Source organism: Lysinibacillus sp. GbtcB16 (assembly GCF_019091145.1).
Classification (GTDB): Bacteria; Bacillota; Bacilli; order Bacillales_A; family Planococcaceae; genus Lysinibacillus; species Lysinibacillus fusiformis.
In genome coordinates this window covers 176,737-196,956 of the sequence record NZ_JAGXJV010000002.1, presented here as the reverse complement: position 1 = coordinate 196,956, position 20,220 = coordinate 176,737, and the positions used below count along the sequence as shown (strand labels likewise).

The window sequence follows — 20,220 nt, the reverse complement described above, 5'->3', positions numbered from 1 at the left end:
TCCATTTCCAATAAATGCATGATAATGTTTTACTTATCAGAAAATTTGGAGGGATTGGAATGACTGTTGCAGTAGAATTTATTGTCAATCAACTCAAACAGGTATTATTAGAAGAACAAGTGTCAACAAACGAAACGGTACGACAGCTACATGGTAAGGATGAATCCCATCATCCGATGAGCTTACCTGATATCGTTGTTTTTCCCCGTTCCACCGCTGATGTCAGTGCCATCTTAAAAGTCGCGCATGCACAACGTGTTCCAGTTGTACCATTCGGTGTTGGCTCAAGCCTTGAAGGAAATGCAATTCCCATAGCAAATGGTATTTCAATCGATTTCTCTGAAATGAATGCTATTTTAGAAGTTAGACCTGAAGACCTTCTTGTAAAAGTACAGCCAGGCGTCACACGTTCACAATTGAATAAAGAATTAAAAAAGCATGGGCTACAATTTACAGTGGACCCGGGTGCAGATGCCACACTAGGTGGTATGGCAGCTACTAATGCTAGTGGCACTACTGCGGTTCGCTACGGTGTTATGCGCGATCAAGTTCGTGATTTAGAAGTAGTACTGGCAGACGGCTCTGTCATCCATTCAGGAAATTTGGCAGCGAAGTCCTCATCTGGCTATCATTTAAACGGTTTATTCGTTGGCTCAGAAGGTACGCTTGGTTGCTTTACAGAGCTTACACTGAAAGTATATGGAATACCTGAATTTGTGACCGCGGGGCGGGCTGTCTTTAATACAGTCGGTGATGCAGTCAGTTCCGTCACAGCATTATTACAAACAGGAATATCAGTTGGTCGGGTGGAATTGGTCGATGAGGCCTCCATTCAACAAGCCAATATTTATAATGACACTGCCTTTAGCGAAAAGCCGACACTCTTTTTAGAGTTCCATGGAAATGAAGCAGGTATGCATGCAGACATAGCATTTGCTACAGAAATTTTTGAGGACTTTCATTGCCTATCTGTTGAGTTTGAGCACGATAATGCTGGACGTAATAAGCTTTGGGAAGCACGCCATTCATTGGCCTATGCTTATATGCATGCTCATCCTGGTAAAAAGCTTATGTCGACAGATGTTTGTGTTCCTATTTCCATGCTTGCAGAAACTATTTTATATGCTAGGGAGCAACTAAATACTGTTGGACTAGCAGGAGGAATTGTCGGGCATGTAGGAGACGGTAACTTCCATGCGCTGTTAATGTTAAATCCCGATGATGCGGAGGAGCAGGCAAAAGCCGACCGCTTCAACGAGCACATCGTTCAATATGCTCTACTTCGTGGTGGCACATGTACAGGAGAACACGGTGTTGGAATTGGCAAAATGAAATATCAGGCTACTGAACACGGTAGCTCCCTTGCTGTCATGAAAAGTATTAAGATAGCACTTGACCCCCTTAACATCATGAATCCAGGGAAAATTTTCTCCCTATAGCCATAAAGAAACCGCTGATTCCAATAATCAGCGGTTTTTATTTATAAATCATAGCGGAAGCTCTTTACTAATATATCTCCCTTATAAAATTCCTTCGACTCGTCTCTTACAAAACCTAAAGATAAATAAAGATTAATGGCAGCCTGCATAATATCTCCTGAATGCAAATATAGGGCTTGATCCTGTCTCTTTCTTGCAAAGGAAAAGCTTTCCTGTAATAATTTCTTGGCCACTCCCTGCCCTCTCCCTTTTGGATGGACCCCCAATAAACGCACGATGGTCGATTGAATATTAAGCTCAGGCAGCCCATATGCTTTCTCCGCATCGGTAAATAATTGTAGTCCTCCTAAAATCTCATCCCCTCGCTTTGCAACTAGTATCGTTTCGGCGTTTGGATTGCCAACGGATGCTCGAATATCATTTAAATACGAAGCCCAGTTCTCCGGGTCCTTATAATCCTTTTCATATTGCCCATAGCTTTCTACTAAAACCTCAAGATATTTTGCATAATCTTCCTCTTGTAAATGTTCAATAACAATTTCCGCTATTGTCATATATTTTCCCCCTTCTACTATAGGCCACTTTTACTATAGGCCGTTACTCTTTTTTCAATACGATGTGAGATCCATTCTGTAATAATTGATATCCCCCAATAAATGATACCAACCGCAATGAAAGCCTCTAAAAACTTCAAGTTCACAGAAGCAACAATGTTCGCCACTCCTGTCAATTCTTTAATCGACAGAAAAAAGGCTAATGATGTAGCATGTAAAAAACCAATAAAGACATTCGTAAAGTTAGGAATGGACTTACCAAATGCTTGGGGTAAAATATAACGTCTCATTGCTTGTGTAAACGTTAAACCTATTGCATACGCCGCTTCCAATTGCCCTTTCGGTACACTTAAAATACCAGAACGAATAATTTCTGATGCATAAGCACCTGCACTGAATGTTAGTGCAAGTATGACAAAAAATAATATTGGAATGGAGCTGGATTGAAATGATAAGTGGAAAGTATTGGCCACAACATCCACAAGCATGGGAAATCCAAAATAAACAAGCATGATATGCATTATAATAGGTGTGCCTCTGAAAAAGGAAACATAAAAATTTAAGAAGGGTGTCAAAAATTTTATTTGTTTTATCCGCACAAAGGCTATAAGTATTCCAATTACAATGCCTAATAAAACAGGTGTAAATGTCATGAATAGAGTTAGCGGTATTACTCTACTAATTTCTCGTAAAGCCACTAAAACAAATGCAATATCAATGGTCATAGCACTTCCCCCTAATGAGTGGCAACTTCTTTTGGCATATAGCGGTTGAAATAACGTTCATTGAATTTGAATATTTTTTCAAGAATTATGACAATCGCAAAGTAAACGATCGATAATGCCACATATATTTCAAATGCCCGAGTTGTGGACGCGATTAAAGTTTCTCCACGCCCAACCATATCCATTACACCTATGGAAAAAGCGAGTGATGTATCTTTTAACGAACTAATCATTGTGTTCGCTATATTTGGAAAAGCAACACGGATTGCTTGTGGGAAAACAATTCGCAGAAAAGCCTGAGGACTGCTTAATCCCACAGAATAGGCTGCCTCTATTTGCCCGCGATCAACAGTTAATATGGCTGCACGAAATATTTCAGCAAAGGCTGCCGCATTGCTCAAAGTATACGTAATAATGACAAAATACATCGCATCCATTCGAGTAACATCAATATGAATAAGCTTGAGGAGTGCTGGTACACCATAAAATACTAAAAACAACTGCACTAAAATGGGTGTGCCACGAACAAATGAAATATAAATTGTAATAAGTTGCTTTAATCCCGCTACGTTTAGAAGCTTTGGTATAGCTAGCATAATTCCAAGCACCATACCAAAAAGTATGGAGAACACTAGTATTTCAGCTGTTACTGGTAAATACTGAAGCAATGTCGGAAGTACTTTCGCAATAAGTACGAAATCAAAATTATTATCCATACTTCTTTCTTCCTTTCCTGATTGTTAGAAGTCTACTGTGTAATCATCTCCTAACCATTTCTTACTTAGATCGCTAATCACTCCCTCTTTCTTTAGCTCAACAATGGCCTCATCTAAACGCTCTTGTAACTTCACTTCATCCTTATTTAATAAGAAATAAACCTTCGAATTTAATAATGCATCCCCAACGACCTTTTGCTGTGCCTCATTGCTTTCGTTATAGTATTTCACCGCAAAGGGTGTCGTAATAATGGCATCAATACGGCCACTTGCCAGTTGATTATTCACATCGACTGAACCTGAAGAATAAACGATATTTGCGCCTAAATGATGGTCCTTATTATATTTTTCAATAAAGACAGCGGAGTTACTTGTTGGCGAAACACTCACATTCTTTCCTTTCAAATCTTCAATAGATTGAATCTCATTATTCTTTTCATTAACTGTCACCTTTAATGGGAAAACATTATAGGGTTCTTTATTAAATAAAAACTTTTCTTCTCGTTCACTATTAACTTCCATTTGATGGGCAATAAAATCTATTTTTCTCGTTTCTAAACTTAGTAATAAATTTGAAAATTCCATTGTTTTCAATTCGAATTCATATTCAGGTAGCTTTTCATCGATTGCTCGAACTAGTTCTACATCATAGCCAGTTAAGTTTCCTTTTTCATCTATAAAACAAATATTTGGAAATTGTGTACCTGTACCGACAATAATTTTTTGGACATCTTTCCCACCTTGTGATGTTTTTTGTTCATTTGAACCTCCGTCCATTTTTTCCGAACTCGCACATGCTGTTAATAGCGTCATCAGTAAAAGTAACAGCAAAAACAATATTTTTTTCATATATTTCCCTCTCCTTCTTCTATATATGTGAGGGTAAGCCCACGGCAAGTGCATTCTTTACATGCTCTAATCCAATTTCTGTTATGGCTCTATAGACACCACTTTCACTCGAGCCAATTTCCACAATCGGCACATATCGAACGCCATATTTTAAGTCAAGAATGTCTCTAAATGTATCATTATTAGTTACATCGACTGTTTTATAAGGAATATGCTGTGCACGTAAATACGCTTTTATATCATCACAATAGCTACATCCCTGCTTCGACCAAACAATAATATCTCTTGTCACTGCCATTAATTTTCCTCCTTAGCTTACCGTTACTTGTTGCTGTAGCTTTAAATGAATAGGACTTAAAAGCTCAAAGGAGCGTTGCCGTTCAAATTCCTTTCGTACAGGCGTGTGCAAAATGAATTCATCTATTTCATATTGCACGTGAAAATGATCTAGTAGATCTTTAATTTCTTCTGGCGACCCATAAACGATATCCGCATCATATTGTTTGACCGTATATGCTTCTCCAGATTCCTGCCCAAATTTTTCTGCTAGCTCTACTGATTGTAAAGTCAATGTCCTACCGCTTGCTAAATGGACTTTTGTAATTTTTTGGTCTTCAATCAAGCCTTTTGCCTCTTTATTTGTCGGTGCTGCAACGGCTGCAATCGAGACAGCAAAATGACCATTTGGATGATGTTCACGATAAATGCTAGACGACTGTGCCAATAATTCATTGTCGCTATTAATAAATCGGGCAAAGACAAATGCAATACCAAGTCTCCCTGCAAGTTCTGCACTTTGCGGACTTGCCCCTAGTAAGAATAGAGAAGGCTTTACTTTCGGAATGGGTGTTGCTTGCACGCCATGAAGATCATGATTCGTAGGTACATTTTGTTCAATTAATTGCTGTAAAAATGTTAGTCTTTCCTCAAAGTCCTCTCCTTGATTGAGCGTGCCATATTGTAAAGCTTTTGTAGAAAGCGGTAAACCACCTGGTGCCTTCCCAATGCCTAAATCAACTCGCCCCGGCTCTAATGATGCAAGAACATGAAAATTTTCAGCTACTTTGTATGGACTGTAATGCTGAAGCATGACTCCACCAGACCCAATGCGAATAGACGCGGTTTTTGCAAGTAAATAGGACACTAATACTTCTGGTGATGACCCTGCCAGTGCATCCGTATGATGATGCTCCGAAACCCAAAAACGAGAGTAGCCTAACTGCTCCGCTTTCTGTGCCAATGCGACCGTTTTTTGCAAGGTTTGCTCATTTGTAGCTCCATCAATAATTGGACTTTGATCTAATATGCCTAATGTATAACTCATACACAGCCTCCTTAATTTCACTTATTCAAATAAATTTACTAGGTTTTTAGACAGACTGTTTGATATACCGGCTTTCTTTAAATGGTAAACCTAAATTCCCACGCAATGTATCTGCTTCATAGTCTTCTCGATAAAGTCCTCTAGCTTGTAAAATCGGTACTACTTTATCAACAAAATCTTCTAAGGCACCTGGTACCGTTACACCGATTATGAAGCCATCTGCTGCCTCTTGCTCAAACCATTCCTGTACAAGATCTGCCACCTGCTCTGCCGTTCCAAAAAATGCTGTTTTAGGCGTTGCCTCTCGTAAAGCGACCTGACGTAATGTAAGTCCCTCCTGCTTAGCATAGCGTTTAATATAATCAGTCGTACTTCTAAAGCTATTGGCTCCAATATCACCTAGCTCAGGAAACAGTGCGTCCACATCATATTGTGTAAAATCATGATGATCAAAATAACGTCCAAGATAAGCCAAAGCACGGTCAATGGAAACTAATTCAACAATTTCCTGGTATTTTGCCTCTGCTTCCTCCACTGTATCGCCAATGATTGGGGAAATACCCGGAAAAATCTTTACCTCATCAGGATTTCGCTCAAATGCTACAATCTCTGCCTTTACTCTTTTATAAAATTTTTGAGATTCTTCAATAGATGCTCCATGTGTAAAAATGGCATCTGCATCCTTGGCAGCCAACCGAATCCCAGCATCAGATGCCCCAGCTTGGAATATAACTGGCTGACCCTGCTTTGTTCGTCCAATATTAAGTGGACCTTGGACTGAAAAATATTGCCCTTTATGATGTAGCGTGTGCAATTTTTCTGGATCAAAAAATTGGTCGTTTTCGATATCTGCAATAAAGGCATCATCTTCCCAGGAATCCCATAAACCTTTGACAACCTCTAAATATTCTTCAGCGATTTGATAGCGTTCTGCATGACTAGGATGTTGTTCAATCGTTTTATTGTAGTTCAAAGCAGTACTTTCTAAAGGAGTAGTGACAACATTCCAGCCTGCACGCCCTGCACTAATATGATCTAAAGAAGCAAACTGGCGTGCCACTGTGAATGGTTCGCTATAGGAAGTCGATACTGTTCCAACTAACCCAATATTGTTAGTTGCTACAGCCAATGCTGATAATATCGTAATAGGCTCAAAACGATTTAAAAAATGAGGAATCGATTTTTCATTAATAAATAAGCCATCCGCAATAAAAGCAACATCAAATTTCCCTTCCTCTGCCTTTTGTGCCTGTTGAATATAAAAAGGTAGGTTGACACTTTGATTGCTCGCTACCTTAGGATGACGCCAACTTGAAATATTACCACCTACCCCGTGAATAATTGCTCCAAAACGAATTTTGTCTTGTCTCGCCATATCCATTCCTCCTCATTTTTATTTTTTACTAAACATAGTGGTTAAGTATGTTTTTGTGTTAAAAAAATATTTATTTACGATTACTCATAAATAAATTTGGATTGAGAATGATATTACAGTTCATTCAGACAATTTGCAATAGGTTCAGTAATAGAAAAAATTTAGCGTTTATATAAAAAATTTTATCACTCCACCATTTGTACCCTTTCAAAATCCTTCGCTGTCTGACAGATTGTCTCCCAAAAAGCTGATGTCAATGTATCTTTATTTTTATAAGTTAGGAAGATATGCTGATTCATATCCAGTAAATGCTTGATATCTACTTCAATAAATTCGCCGCTTTCAAGTTCATTTTTGACACAAAGCTGTGGTAAAAAGCTAATATAATTTTTTGTGCGAATGAAAGCCTTAGCGACCTCTAAATGGTCGGTTCGAACCTCTATATTGGCTGCTACACCCTCTACCTCGAACATTTTATGCACATAATTCCAATCAAACGCTCCACACTCAAAAAACACCATTTTCTGTTGTGCCAATTCTTTCGCTTCGATGCATTCATATTGTCGTAATGGATGTTCACAATGCTTCACAAGCTTCACCGCATTATTTAATAAAAACTCATTACATATTCCTTCTCTGTGCACATACTGAATAAAAGCTACATGAATTTGGTGACTCTCTAATTTCTCTAATAGACTAGCTGTTGAACCTGTCACCAATTGAAAACGCAAATTAGGAAATTGTTCTTTCCATTTAGGCAACGCATACGCTAAAAAATATTGGGCTGTTACGCCATTTGCACCAATACATACATCATCTGTTTTCTGTGTCTTTTCTAATTGCTTCTTTCCTTGCTGAAATGTTTGTACGATTTGAGTCGCAAAAGGTAAGAAATCTTTGCCTTTATCTGATAAGGTTACACTTCGTCCCTCTCGATAAAATAACTCAACCCCTAGCTCCCGCTCCAATGATTTGATGCGTGCAGTCACAGTCGGTTGAGAAAGAAACAAGGCGTTGGCAGCCTTATGCGTACTCTTATAATGGACAACATATAAAAAAGCCTCGATATGATCTATATTCATGTGAATTCCATCCCTTCACTCCTTATTTACTCTATTATATAAATAATTCTTTATATTCTCTATATTTTATAGGAAAACTTAGTTTTTAGTCCTATACCCCTCGATACAAAAGAAAAAAGTAACCCAGCGTCTCCCAGGTTACTTAACTATGTAGCGATGTAGCCATCCATCTTGACAACAAGCATCGCGCGTGGTGAACATCCCTCTGTCTGTCAGCCACTTGTATGTTATTCACATAGGCACCCTCTGTTGCCCATGTAAACTCTATTTATTGTACTTCTCACCCTTACAGTAAAGGTCTCATTTTACGCTAGAATCGATGCAAGAACTGCTTTCTGTGCATGAAGTCGGTTCTCAGCTTGCTCAAAAATGTAAGAATTAGGGCCATCAATAACAGATGTTGCCACTTCTTCCTCACGATGTGCTGGCAAGCAGTGCAGGAACATGTAGTTCGGTTTTGCATACGCTACAAGCTCATCATTAATTTGGTAATCAGCAAAATCTTGCAAACGTTTTGCTGCTTCTTCCTCTTGGCCCATTGATGTCCAAACATCTGCATAAACAACATCTGCATTTAATACCGCTTCCACAGGGTCATGTGTCACCAGAATTGTGCTGCCATTTGCCGCGGCAATTGCTTGTGCCTTAGCGATAACTGCCGCATCACATTCATAGCCCGCTGGTGTCGCCACAGCTACATTCATCCCAACATGTGCTGAAGCAACTATTAAAGAATGTGCTACATTGTTGCCATCTCCTACATATGCAATTTTAAGCCCCTTTAAATAACCCTTGTTCTCTGCAATTGTTTCTAAATCCGCTAAAGCTTGGCATGGATGATAAATATCTGTTAATCCATTGATGACAGGAATAGCTGCATGCTCTGCTAGTTCCTTTACCATTACATGGGAATTTGCTCGAATCATAATGCCATCCAAATAGCCTGATAAGACATGTGCTGTATCGTAAATGGATTCACCACGACCTATTTGTAAATCACGCGCATGCATAAACATACTTTTTCCACCTAGCTGATTCATACCAACTTCAAATGAAATACGAGTACGCGTTGAATGTTTTTCAAAAATCATACCAAGTGTTTTGCCTTCCAATAATCTTGGGCATTTCCCCTCTTTGGTAATCATTTTAAGCTGTGTTGCTAATTCAACAAGTTCTTCAACTTCTTGGCTTGTATAGTCTAGCAAAGTTAATAGGTCTTTCCCTTTTAAACTAGAAACTAATTTTAGCTGTACTTCTTCGAGTAATTTCATGGCCTTCGCTCCTTGTATCATTGCTTTTGAAATCAGTATATCATGCATAAATATAAAATCAACTGAATTTTTATAATTTTATTAAAGAAATATTAAATGTGACAAAAATTCTTCAATTTGAATATTTATGCATAACAACCATTTTTACGATTGACTTCTTTGTATAAATTCACTGAAAGAAAGGTGGATTAAGAAGAAAAAAAGAAAAGGAAGAGCAGTTATTGAAAGAAATTGAAAACGTTAAAAACCTCCTAACAATAATTTGTTAGGAGGTAAAATTTTATACATGTCATTACCTTTATATATTGCTACTTACTCGATGCTACCTGTTGGGTATAATGTAGTTCCTCCAATGGAGACTTTGATTTCATTAGACATGGGAACATTATATTCATCAATAACCGTTCTCCACCATTCCCATGCAAGACCTGTACATTCTCTTGCATAAATTCTTATATTTTTTGAATTAGCCGGAAGCGGTATGACTGTAGAGAAATGAGCAGTTTTGTCCTTCCAATTGCCATCCCAAGTTTTATGGGTTAATACTTCATTTCCATTTTCATCGTATGAGAATTCGTCCCAAGCTACTTCAAATTGAGCAACGTATGCACCATAATGATCGAGGATGATCTTTCCTTTAGAATATTCCGTAGCTGTCGTCTCGATATAATCTGTATTATTATGAACAGCAGCAATTGAATGATCCTTTAAGAAAACACTTGTATATGAGATTGGATAGCCTGGATTTTTAAGACTAAATTCTCCATTATCTTTAATTACTTCTCTAATATCATTAAAGTCCTTTGAGACAATTTGATTATGCTTTTGTGAATCTCCGCCTAATACTACAGCCGTAAAGGAACTTTCCTCAAAAATATCCTTGTATTGTGCACTAGTTTCTACATTCGTATTAGCATTCTTCAGTAATGCTTTAAAAGCAGCTTGTACATCCTTACTCTTTGAGCTTGTTTCTAATTTCACATAAATGGTTCTCCCATAGGCTACATTCGACACCATAACAGGAGGGGCATCATTGCTTACTCCTTTACGAGTTAACTCTGCAAAATTAACGCTATCATCGAAAAGGTCTGATGGATTGTTAGGCAATTCAGCACTTACGGTATAAAAAATTTGTTTGTATGCCGCAACCATCACTTTTTTCTCTCCATTGGCAATTGCATTAAAGTCAATCCCCAGCGAATTGTCGAGAACTTGGGCGTTTACATTCAAAGCGCTTGCTATTTGAGATTTGCTATAAACCATAGATTCTGAATATTGTAGTCTTGCAGGCAAAGTATGTGTTGTGGAATACTTCTCACTCCAAGTAGACACTAATTCATCCACTGCACCAGATACATTTCCATATGTCGGATTATCCACAGTTAAAGTATTTTCTCTTTTCATACCAGGTAAATCAATGCTAATATTAAGTGGTTTTCTTTTAGCCACCAATAGGTTAGGTTGATTGTCTACAAAAGCTTGGTTTGCAAGTTGTAATGCTCCTGGATATGTACGATTCGCCATAGAATCAATAATTGATATATCCACTGGAGAAGTTGTCAGTGATTTTTTGTTACGTTCCACCACTATAAATTTATCATTTGAGCTAACTCCTTCTTTAGGAACAAAGCTATCCACCCTATCACCATTCACTGCTAATATTTCCCTGTTGTTGTAATTCAAGTTTGCTATACCCGTATCAATATCACTAGAACTATTAGTATCAAGTGTTTCAGCAAATGAAATACTTGGATAAGTTAGAAGGCATAAACTAATAGATAAACATATTAAAAACTTGATTGTTTTTCGAATTCCCAAATTAATCCACTCCTTTTATAGGAAATTATACCATATAAAAATAATTTTTAAATATAGTATTTTCGTTTCATTTTCATCGTGCTCATAACATGTACTTATGATTACTATTAATAACCATTATGTTAAATCGTTGCGATTCCTTTTTTAACCAACGAAAAAAGCCTCCTAACATTTTAGTTAGAAGGCAAACCGCATGTATTTCTAATTAGTTTTTTCCATTCAATTAATCGAATGTAATTTTATTGACTGCATCACGGTCTAATTTTTTAATGACTTCCACCATTAATTTAACGGCATTATCATAATCATCACGATGTAGGATACCTGCATGTGAATGGATGTAGCGTGTTGCAATACCGATGGAAAGTGCTGGTACGCCATTTGCTGTTACGTGGATGGAGCCAGCATCTGTACCACCGCCAGCCATTGCTTCAAATTGGTACGGAATATTGTTCTCGTCTGCTACGTCTAATACGAATTCACGTAAGCCACGGTGTGATACCATAGATGCATCATACACAACGATTTGTGGGCCAGCACCCATTTTACTAGTTGATTCTTTAGCTGTTACTCCTGGAGTATCTCCCGCTACACCTACATCAACTGCAAATCCAATATCCGGTTGGATTTTATGTGTTGCCGTTTTAGCTCCACGAAGTCCAACTTCTTCTTGCACATTCCCTACTGAATAAAGAATATTAGGATGTTTTTCATTTTGTAAAGCTTTCATTACATCAATAGCAATGGCACAACCAATGCGATTATCCCAAGCTTTTGCTAATAAATATTTTTCATTTTTCATTACATTGAATTCGAAATATGGTGTTACCATATCGCCAGGACGTACGCCCCACTCAAGCACTTCATCTTTAGATGCGGCACCAATATCAATAAACATATCTTTAATGTCTACTACTTTATTGCGCACATCAGCAGGTAAAATATGAGGTGGTTTTGAACCGATAACCCCAATTACTTCATCGCCTTTACGTGTCGTAATTGTAACGCGCTGTGCCAGCATAACTTGGCTCCACCAGCCACCTACTGTTTGGAATTTGATAAAGCCTTTGTCATCAATCTGTGTAACCATGAAGCCTACTTCATCTAAATGTCCTGCCACGACGATTTTAGGACCGTTTTCATCGCCTACTTTTTTAGCAATTACACTACCTAAGTTATCTGTTTCTACAGTATCTGCATATGGTGCAATATATTTTTTCATGACCTCACGCGGTGCACGTTCATTGCCTGCAATACCATTTGCATCTGTTAAATCTTTAAACATTTGTAATGTTGGATCTAGTTGTGTCATCCTTTTGCCTCCTACGTCTTGTATCTATTTTATTATACTTCGTTTACCGAAATATTCCTAGCTTAATCGTCTGAAAATTGGTGTATTTCTTAATTATTTAATATCCTGTCCGTTGACGATTATAATTTTCCTTGTTTTTTTCAACATACGCCCGAACTACATCTTCGAAAGTAAAACCAAGATTGTACGCAAGTAAACCATAGCATTGCCAAATTGCTAGATATCGATCCTCTGTCGGTTGTTGGATAAATGCCAAAATAGCACCTTGTGTCTCTAAAAATATTGCTGTTAAATGTCTCTGTTCTTCTATCACTGGCCACTTTTCGATTGTTGTATAGTTCTTTAATAAGCCTAATGAAAGGATAAAATGAATAGAATCCACATATTCTTCTAAAATGACTTCTCGTGCTGATGGCCCTTTTGTGCTCCAAAATTTAAAGCAGCGCGTTTCATTGGCTAGCTCAGCTAGCTCTACCATTAATGCTAGTCCTTTTTCTTGAAATACATCTTGCTGAATATTTTGAGTTTGCTCAATAAAATTATCCAGCTCTTTTTGCATCATAAACAATTGTTGTATATTCATTTTTTTCTCCTAAATTTCTAAAAAATATTTAAATAAAAGTGAAACTATTTGACCTCCCTAATCGTATAGGAAAGAATAACCTTTCTTCAAGGGGGAAATTTAAACATGTTGCCGTTACTAATTCGATTTGCTGTAATTGCGCTTATTATTTATGTATTTTATAAAGCGATTCGTTATATAACTGATCCTAAACGCAAACTTGATGAAGCCTATGAAAAAGGCCAATATTACTTTTATGATGACGTTAAAAACGTCCGGAAAAATTTCTTTATTTCCTATAAGGGTGCTCTTTTTGAAGGTGAAAAATATTTAGGTACAACTGAGGATGCTTTCGAGGTTGTCACTATTTTTGTCGGCGCACGTGATACTGCAACATTGCAGGGCTTTACAAAAGGCGACTTTGAATATTTACAGCAAGAAATTCTATTGAATTATCCAAGTGCGAAAATCAATTGGAAGCAGCCCATTGAACAGCTTATGCGTAACACATCCTCTTGATGAGGATGTGTTTTAAAATGTTTTCATTTATAACCAAAGCTGTACGATAATAAAAATTTGGATGGCTGCAAGTAGAGGGAATCCAAATGCAAAACTATTATGGCGTGTTTTATGACGGAATAAATACATGCCAAGCACCCCGCCTACTGCTCCTCCTACGATGGCTAGTGTAAACAAAGTACGCTCTGCAATACGCCATTCATGCTTTTTAGCACGCGATTTATCCATACCCATTAAAATGAGTAACACAATCGATATAATACTCATATAAGCTAATAATGCTTGTCCCATTCTCTACTCCTTTATTAACAAACGTATATTATTAATCTAACACAAAAAAGACTGATGGAAAAATCCATCAGTCTTTTTTTACACCTGTCGCATCCGCTTTCAGTGCAGAAACAATATTTAACTGAGTCAAATATTATTTAGCTACAGCTTTTTTAGCAGCGTCTGCTAATTGAGTGAATGCAGCAGCATCAGTTACAGCAAGGTCAGCTAACATTTTACGGTTAACTTCGATACCAGCAACTTTTAAACCGTGCATTAAACGGCTGTAAGAAAGACCGTTCATACGAGCAGCTGCGTTAATACGAGTGATCCATAATTTACGGAAATCACGTTTTTTCTGACGACGGTCACGGTATGCATATTGACCTGACTTCATTACTGCTTGGTTAGCAACTTTATATAATGTATGTTTTGAACCGTAGTAACCTTTAGCTAATTTTAATACTTTTTTACGACGTTTGCGCGTCACTGTTCCGCCTTTTACGCGTGGCATATGAATTACCTCCTGCTTTTCATTAAAAAATGAATGTTAGTATTTTTGTAGTCAATTATTTCATGTAAACAAGTAGAGATTTGATGCGTTTGAAGTCACCAGATGAAACGATGTTTGCTTTACGTAGGTGACGTTTTTGTTTCGTAGATTTGTTTGCGAATAAGTGGCTTCCATAAGCACGGTCATATTTTAATTTACCTGAACCCGTTTTTTTGAAACGTTTCGCAGCTCCACGGTGAGTTTTCATTTTTGGCATGTCGAATTCCTCCTAAACTGTTCGTCTAATATTATTTCTCGTTCTTTGGTTGAAGAACTAAGAACATGCTTCGGCCTTCCATCTTCGGTTTTTGTTCTACCGTTGATACTTCAGCACAAGCTTCAGCAAAACGATCTAACACACGTTGACCAATATCTTTGTGTGTAATCGCACGACCTTTGAAACGTAGGCTACATTTTACTTTATCGCCTTTTTCAAGGAATTTAATCGCATTACGTAGCTTCGTTTGGAAATCATGTTCATCGATTGATGGGCTCAGACGAACCTCTTTCATTACGATGACCTTTTGATTTTTACGAATTTCACGGTCTTTCTTTTGCTGTTCAAACTTAAATTTACCATAGTCCATGATACGAGCGACTGGCGGCTTGGCTTGAGGGGCCACAAGGACAAGATCCAAGTTTACACGAGTGGCGATTTCTAGCGCTTCATTACGTGTCTTTACACCAAGCTGGTCACCATTGTGATCGATTAATCGAAGTTCACGTGCGCGAATGCCTTCGTTTACATACATGTCTTTGCTAATAGTAATCCACCTCCAAGTAGTTGTCGCGAATACATGGTTTGGGCAAAGCCTTGCCCGGTTGAACGGTACATCCTCTTGTCATGTCCATAAAAAAAGGACGGACATTTTTGAAGATGTCCGCCCGCTATATGTGCATGCGCAAGTCTACGCAAAACAATTCAACGTGTCATACCTGTTCACAGCCTTTAAAGCGTTGTATCAGGTGAGAAGCGGGCAGCCTCTACTTCAACCACAAACTTTGTATTCATTAACCTTAATTATATTAGCATGTATATGATAAGCTGTCAAATATTAATTTTCTTATCATACCTAGATTGACCTAATCTTAAATAATTTATACAACAGCAAGATTCATTTTATACAAAAAACCTCACTTATGCAAGTGAGATTTTTTAGGAAATATTATTTTGTAATTTCCGCTTTTATAGCTGCTAGGAAATTCTCAAAGCTAATTGTTTCGGAATCTTTAGAGCCATAACGGCGAACATTTACACCATTAGCTTCAACTTCTTTATCACCAATGACAAGCATATATGGTATCTTTTTCATTTGTGCTTCACGGATTTTATAGCCTAATTTTTCTTCACGATCATCCATCTCCACACGTAAGCCCGCTGCTGTTAATTGCTCTTCAATTTGTTTTGCATAATCGAAGTGCGCTTCATTCGATACTGGAATGACTTCTACTTGCACTGGAGCTAACCAAGTTGGGAATGCACCTTTATACTCTTCAATTAAGAAGGCAACGAAACGTTCCATTGTTGATACAACGCCACGGTGAATTACGACTGGACGATGTGGTTTGCCATCTTCCCCAACGTAACTTAGATCGAAACGTTCTGGTAATAAGAAGTCTAGCTGAACAGTTGATAAAGTTTCTTCTTTACCGATTGCTGTTTTTACTTGCACATCCAGTTTAGGGCCATAGAAGGCTGCTTCACCTTCTGCCTCGAAGTAATCTAAGCCAAGCTCATCCATTGCTTCTTTTAACATGCTCTGTGCTTTTTCCCACATAGCATCATCATTGAAGTATTTTTCAGTATCTGCAGGGTCGCGATACGATAAACGGAATGAATAATCATTTAAATCAAAATCTTTATAAACCTCTAAAATTAACTGCACGACTTTTTGGAACTCTGCTTTAATTTGGTCTGGACGAACAAAGATATGTGCATCATTTAAAGTCATTCCACGTACACGCTGTAGGCCAGAAACTGCTCCCGACATTTCATAGCGGTGCATTGTACCAAGCTCTGCAATACGTAATGGTAAACTACGGTAAGAATGCATGCTATTTTTGTAAACCATCATATGGTGAGGACAGTTCATTGGACGCATAATTAATGTCTCGTTGTCCATTTCCATTGGTGGGAAAATAGAATCTTGGTAATGATCCCAGTGACCTGAAGTTTGATAAAGCTCTTTTGAACCTAATACAGGTGTATAAACATGCTTATATCCAAGAGATAGTTCTTTATCGACGATATAACGCTCAATAACACGACGAATTGTTGCACCATTTGGTAACCAAAGTGGTAAACCTTGGCCGACCTTTTGAGAAGTTGTAAATAGCTCTAATTCCTTCCCGATTTTACGGTGATCACGTTCTTTTGCTTCTTCTAACATTTGTAGATGATGTTTTAATTCTTCTTTTTTGAAGAACGCCGTACCATAAATACGTTGTAGCATTTTGTTATCAGAGTTTCCTCTCCAATAGGCACCTGCTAATGATAACAGCTTAAATTCGCGAAGTTTACCAGTAGATGGTACGTGAATACCACGGCAAAGATCGAAAAATTCCCCTTGATAATAAATGGACACTTGCTCATCTGCAGGGATTGCTTCTAGCAATTCTAGTTTATATTCATCGCCAATTTCTTCATACATTGCTTGTGCTTCCGCACGACTTACATTTTTACGTTCTACCTCTAGATTTTCAGCAATAATTTTTTTCATTTCCTTTTCAATTGCTGGTAGATCTTCGGCAGTGATCGGTGTAGGAGAATCAATATCGTAGTAGAATCCACCATCGATAACAGGACCAATACCAAGCTTTACATCAGGAAATAAACGTTTAATTGCCTGTGCAGTTAAGTGGGCTGTTGAGTGACGTAAAATTTCAAGTGCTTCTGCATCATCTTGTGTGATAATGGCAATGGCAGCATCTTCTTCGATTGGTGTTTTTAAATCTACTAATACACCATTAATTTTACCTGCGTAAGCTTTTTTTCGTAAGCCAGGGCTGATTGATAAGGCTACGTCATCTGTTGATGTACCTTTTACAAATTCCTTTACAGCGCCATCTGGGAAAGTTAATTTAATCATTTCTGACATATTCGTTGCACTCCTTCGTTATTGTTTGAATACATAATGATTGATGAAATGTTGACTAATGAATCAAGTGATATGGCTGCTTATATAAGCGCTCTTCACCTCGAATTGAGCGAGGTCTCTCCACAAAATAAAAAAGCCCCGTCCCTCACGAAAGGGACGAAGCGTATGCTCGTGGTTCCACCCTTCTTCCTTCCGACTTATCAAGTCAGACGAAGCTCAAGGCTAGCTAACGGGCTAGGGACCGGCGAAAGATTATCCCTTTCGCTGCTCAGTAGGTAGTAAATGATGCGTTCATACTAGGAAGCTTTCAGCCGTTGACTTCCCTCTCTAGAAGCTGATACACAAAATTCATGTCCTCATCAATGCATATTGATATTTAGTATATGAGTCAGTATACGCTCGATTGTCGAAAAATGCAACTACCAATGTTACATCCTACGGTTATTGCCACGCATTTCGATTGGCTCTGTTAAGGCTTTAATACGCTCCATAATACGGCCCGCCTTGACAACCTCAATATCACCTTTTTGCGATTGGGCTAAATGGTGCTCTAATTCTCCATAATTAAAATTAGATGTAATAAACGTTGGCAATTGCTCAGCCATTCGATAATGGAAAATAGTCCCTAAAATTTCATCCCTTGTCCATGCGGTCATTGTTTCTGCCCCTAAATCATCGAGCATTAAAACTGGAGCCTTTTTTATATAGTCTATTTTTTCATTCAATGTATTATCGCCAATAGCATTTTTCATTTCCCGTAAAAATTCTGGCACGAAGACAACAACTGAACGTATTTTAATAGACGCTAATTCATTGGCAAGTGCACCAAGTACAAAAGACTTCCCTACGCCGAATTTACCGTATAAGTAAAAACCTTTTGATGGTAAATGACCCGATTCTTTTGTCGCTTTAACAAATTGCGCTGCTTTTTGGGCGATCATCACTCGAGACTCATCATCAATACTTAAATCGTGAATCGTTGCTTGAAGCACATCTTTAGGCATATGCATACTAGCAATCATATTCGCGACATCCCGACGCTCTTCTTCTCTAATTTTTTGCTCACAGCGTACATAATCAATTTCAACTGTATTCCGAACTACCCTTAAAGTAGGAAGGAAGCCTTTTAAATAGTTTGTACAATGTTCTGTGTTATCACAACCACAGCATTCCGTAGATTGACTAATAAATTCATGGAGCTTAGGTAAATTTCGTTCGATATTATCGTAGCTTAATTCATCTGCATGACGTGCTAGAAATTCTTGGACGCGTGGATTTTCTAAAATTTCACGTCGCATGGCTTCATAGCGTTCTTGAAACGAGGGTACATTAATAGCTCGTTTTAATGGTCCATTTATAGGTTCGATTGTTGCTCACCTTCTTTACTATTCACTTTTCCCTAGCATCTCTAATATTTTTTGACGTTCTTTTTCAAAATCTATCGTGCTAGAAGTACTTTCCTCTTGTTTCTCATCACGTTTATAAAACCACTCGGGGACTTTTTCTTCTCGTTGATGTCCTGAACGTCCCTTAGCTCGCTGGCTCGTTTTAGTGGTTGTTTGAGGTTTATTTTTCCAAGTTGTATATTTATCATGCTCTTGGCGTGCAAGCTCCATTGCTTCTTTAGCCGTTTGGATATTTTTACGAACCCAATGATCCGCAATTGTTTCCACATATTTTTTAGGTAACTTCATATCCGTTGTTAACATAACATACTCAAGTAACGCATTGACTACCCCAATCGGCATGCCGTGCTGCACAATTAAACTTTCGGCAAGTTGTACAGAGGTTTGCAAAGGTTCTTTCCCATTATTAATGTCACGCAACACTTGAATAGGAGCCGTAGTCTCTAAATAGTGTTGTAGCTCCTGATCCTTTGATTTTTGTCCAGTTTCTTCTACTGGCAATGGCTCGCTAACTCTCGCTATTTTTGGTGGCTCTTTTGACATCGTTAACTTATAGAAATCAGCAGCTGCCTTGCGTAAGCGCTCTTGGGAAATCCCTAAATCATCGTCTAAAGCAAGAATCACTACTTTTTGCATATCAAGCGCTGTTAAGTGATATAAAAATGCCAGCTTAGCAATAGCCTCACGAACTTCTAATGTCAGTAAATTGGATGGCACCAGTTGCTCAGATAAACCTGCTTGCAACAGATCGAAGTCAAATTGCTCCAAATAAAAAGGATACACCTTTTGTTGTTTATCCTTACGATTCGTATCTACTTGTAAATCTGATGGAATATTGGAATGAACGGGCTTATAGACATCTATAAAGGCACGAGATACATCTTTAAAATCCGCGTCCCTCACAGGGGATATAAAACGTTGCCGTAAATTACGATATGCCTGCTCTCCAATTTTGCTAAATAAAAACATCGACAACAACGGGTCTTTCATAAAGCTTTCCGCATCTAATGGGCGCTGTAACTCATATAAAAAACTTCGCTCACCAGCATTTTCTTTTTTCCATGTACGTAGTAAACCAATCGCTTCAAGGGCTATACGTGCCTCAAACACTTTACCAATAGGCAGTCCGAGGACATTCATTAAATAATAATGTGTCATTTGCGGCTTTGGTATCTGTTCTGCTTCTGCCCATAAAGTTAAATAAAGGCTAATAGGGTCTGAGCCCGTTAACGGTTGATAGAATAATGTTACTAATTGACGCTCTTGAGTAGAAAATGCATGAGGTAGACGAATGTCAAAAGGATCGCCAGGCTGCAATTCCTTAAATAAATGAATCAACGTCATTCA

The 20,220-nt window shown here is 38.0% G+C and carries 21 protein-coding genes; 2 read left to right on the top strand and 19 right to left on the bottom strand.

Annotation, left to right across the window (positions count from 1 at the left end; translation table 11 throughout):
• Positions 1-59 precede the first annotated feature (59 nt).
• Positions 60-1,439, top strand: a complete 1,380-nt coding sequence (locus tag KVT27_RS12840) for an FAD-binding oxidoreductase (protein WP_036119472.1) — start codon at positions 60-62, stop codon at positions 1,437-1,439.
• 41 nt (positions 1,440-1,480) lie between these two features.
• Here KVT27_RS12840 and KVT27_RS12835 read toward each other — a convergent pair whose 3' ends face one another.
• The 12 genes from KVT27_RS12835 to KVT27_RS12780 all read right to left on the bottom strand — a co-directional run bounded on the left by KVT27_RS12835 (position 1,481) and on the right by KVT27_RS12780 (position 13,048).
• Positions 1,481-1,993: a GNAT family N-acetyltransferase gene (locus KVT27_RS12835; RefSeq protein WP_217581432.1), complete on the bottom strand. Its 513-nt coding sequence runs from the start codon at positions 1,991-1,993 to the stop codon at positions 1,481-1,483.
• A gap of 17 nt (positions 1,994-2,010) precedes the next feature.
• Positions 2,011-2,718, bottom strand: coding sequence for an amino acid ABC transporter permease (locus KVT27_RS12830; protein ID WP_036149390.1), 708 nt, complete (start codon positions 2,716-2,718; stop codon positions 2,011-2,013).
• 11 nt (positions 2,719-2,729) lie between these two features.
• Positions 2,730-3,434 carry an amino acid ABC transporter permease gene (locus KVT27_RS12825; protein WP_036119478.1) on the bottom strand — a complete coding sequence of 235 codons (705 nt, stop codon included), beginning with the start codon at positions 3,432-3,434 and terminating at the stop codon, positions 2,730-2,732.
• Between the two features lie 24 nt (positions 3,435-3,458).
• The gene (locus KVT27_RS12820) at positions 3,459-4,283 is read right to left on the bottom strand and encodes a transporter substrate-binding domain-containing protein (RefSeq protein WP_036119480.1); all 825 of its coding nucleotides are present in this window, start codon (positions 4,281-4,283) and stop codon (positions 3,459-3,461) included.
• A 19-nt stretch (positions 4,284-4,302) separates the two neighbouring features.
• Positions 4,303-4,581 carry a glutaredoxin family protein gene (locus KVT27_RS12815; RefSeq protein WP_217581431.1) on the bottom strand — a complete coding sequence of 93 codons (279 nt, stop codon included), beginning with the start codon at positions 4,579-4,581 and terminating at the stop codon, positions 4,303-4,305.
• A 12-nt stretch (positions 4,582-4,593) separates the two neighbouring features.
• A complete protein-coding gene (locus tag KVT27_RS12810; RefSeq protein WP_150907033.1) occupies positions 4,594-5,607 on the bottom strand; it encodes an LLM class flavin-dependent oxidoreductase in 1,014 nt (337 codons plus the stop codon).
• 46 nt (positions 5,608-5,653) lie between these two features.
• Positions 5,654-6,982 carry an LLM class flavin-dependent oxidoreductase gene (locus KVT27_RS12805; protein WP_036119489.1) on the bottom strand — a complete coding sequence of 443 codons (1,329 nt, stop codon included), beginning with the start codon at positions 6,980-6,982 and terminating at the stop codon, positions 5,654-5,656.
• A 185-nt stretch (positions 6,983-7,167) separates the two neighbouring features.
• Complete coding sequence (locus KVT27_RS12800) at positions 7,168-8,064, bottom strand: LysR family transcriptional regulator (protein WP_036119492.1); 897 nt, start codon at positions 8,062-8,064, stop codon at positions 7,168-7,170.
• Between the two features lie 305 nt (positions 8,065-8,369).
• The gene (argF, locus tag KVT27_RS12795) at positions 8,370-9,335 is read right to left on the bottom strand and encodes an ornithine carbamoyltransferase (RefSeq protein WP_036149395.1); all 966 of its coding nucleotides are present in this window, start codon (positions 9,333-9,335) and stop codon (positions 8,370-8,372) included.
• A 312-nt stretch (positions 9,336-9,647) separates the two neighbouring features.
• Entirely contained in the window at positions 9,648-11,153 is a 1,506-nt protein-coding gene (locus KVT27_RS12790; protein ID WP_082011526.1) for a thiol-activated cytolysin family protein, read from the bottom strand.
• 223 nt (positions 11,154-11,376) lie between these two features.
• The gene (locus KVT27_RS12785) at positions 11,377-12,465 is read right to left on the bottom strand and encodes a M42 family metallopeptidase (protein ID WP_008179256.1); all 1,089 of its coding nucleotides are present in this window, start codon (positions 12,463-12,465) and stop codon (positions 11,377-11,379) included.
• Positions 12,466-12,562: 97 nt separating this feature from the next.
• Entirely contained in the window at positions 12,563-13,048 is a 486-nt protein-coding gene (locus KVT27_RS12780) for a dUTP diphosphatase (protein WP_217581430.1), read from the bottom strand.
• Between the two features lie 105 nt (positions 13,049-13,153).
• Here KVT27_RS12780 and KVT27_RS12775 point away from each other — a divergent pair, with 105 nt between their 5' ends.
• Positions 13,154-13,546: a hypothetical protein gene (locus KVT27_RS12775; protein WP_036119503.1), complete on the top strand. Its 393-nt coding sequence runs from the start codon at positions 13,154-13,156 to the stop codon at positions 13,544-13,546.
• 27 nt (positions 13,547-13,573) lie between these two features.
• Here the strand turns inward: KVT27_RS12775 and KVT27_RS12770 are convergent, their stop codons facing one another.
• The 7 genes from KVT27_RS12770 to KVT27_RS12740 all read right to left on the bottom strand — a co-directional run bounded on the left by KVT27_RS12770 (position 13,574) and on the right by KVT27_RS12740 (position 20,217).
• The gene (locus KVT27_RS12770; protein ID WP_025114501.1) at positions 13,574-13,837 is read right to left on the bottom strand and encodes a DUF1294 domain-containing protein; all 264 of its coding nucleotides are present in this window, start codon (positions 13,835-13,837) and stop codon (positions 13,574-13,576) included.
• 133 nt (positions 13,838-13,970) lie between these two features.
• Complete coding sequence (gene rplT / locus KVT27_RS12765; RefSeq protein ID WP_004226314.1) at positions 13,971-14,330, bottom strand: 50S ribosomal protein L20; 360 nt, start codon at positions 14,328-14,330, stop codon at positions 13,971-13,973.
• A gap of 55 nt (positions 14,331-14,385) precedes the next feature.
• Complete coding sequence (gene rpmI / locus KVT27_RS12760) at positions 14,386-14,586, bottom strand: 50S ribosomal protein L35 (protein WP_004226312.1); 201 nt, start codon at positions 14,584-14,586, stop codon at positions 14,386-14,388.
• A gap of 31 nt (positions 14,587-14,617) precedes the next feature.
• Entirely contained in the window at positions 14,618-15,121 is a 504-nt protein-coding gene (infC, locus tag KVT27_RS12755; RefSeq protein ID WP_025114499.1) for a translation initiation factor IF-3, read from the bottom strand.
• Positions 15,122-15,535: 414 nt separating this feature from the next.
• Positions 15,536-17,467 carry a threonine--tRNA ligase gene (thrS, locus tag KVT27_RS12750; RefSeq protein WP_036119505.1) on the bottom strand — a complete coding sequence of 644 codons (1,932 nt, stop codon included), beginning with the start codon at positions 17,465-17,467 and terminating at the stop codon, positions 15,536-15,538.
• Positions 17,468-17,895: 428 nt separating this feature from the next.
• Positions 17,896-18,825: a primosomal protein DnaI gene (gene dnaI / locus KVT27_RS12745; RefSeq protein ID WP_225316173.1), complete on the bottom strand. Its 930-nt coding sequence runs from the start codon at positions 18,823-18,825 to the stop codon at positions 17,896-17,898.
• 27 nt (positions 18,826-18,852) lie between these two features.
• A complete protein-coding gene (locus tag KVT27_RS12740; RefSeq protein WP_036119509.1) occupies positions 18,853-20,217 on the bottom strand; it encodes a replication initiation and membrane attachment family protein in 1,365 nt (454 codons plus the stop codon).
• Positions 20,218-20,220: the final 3 nt, after the last annotated feature.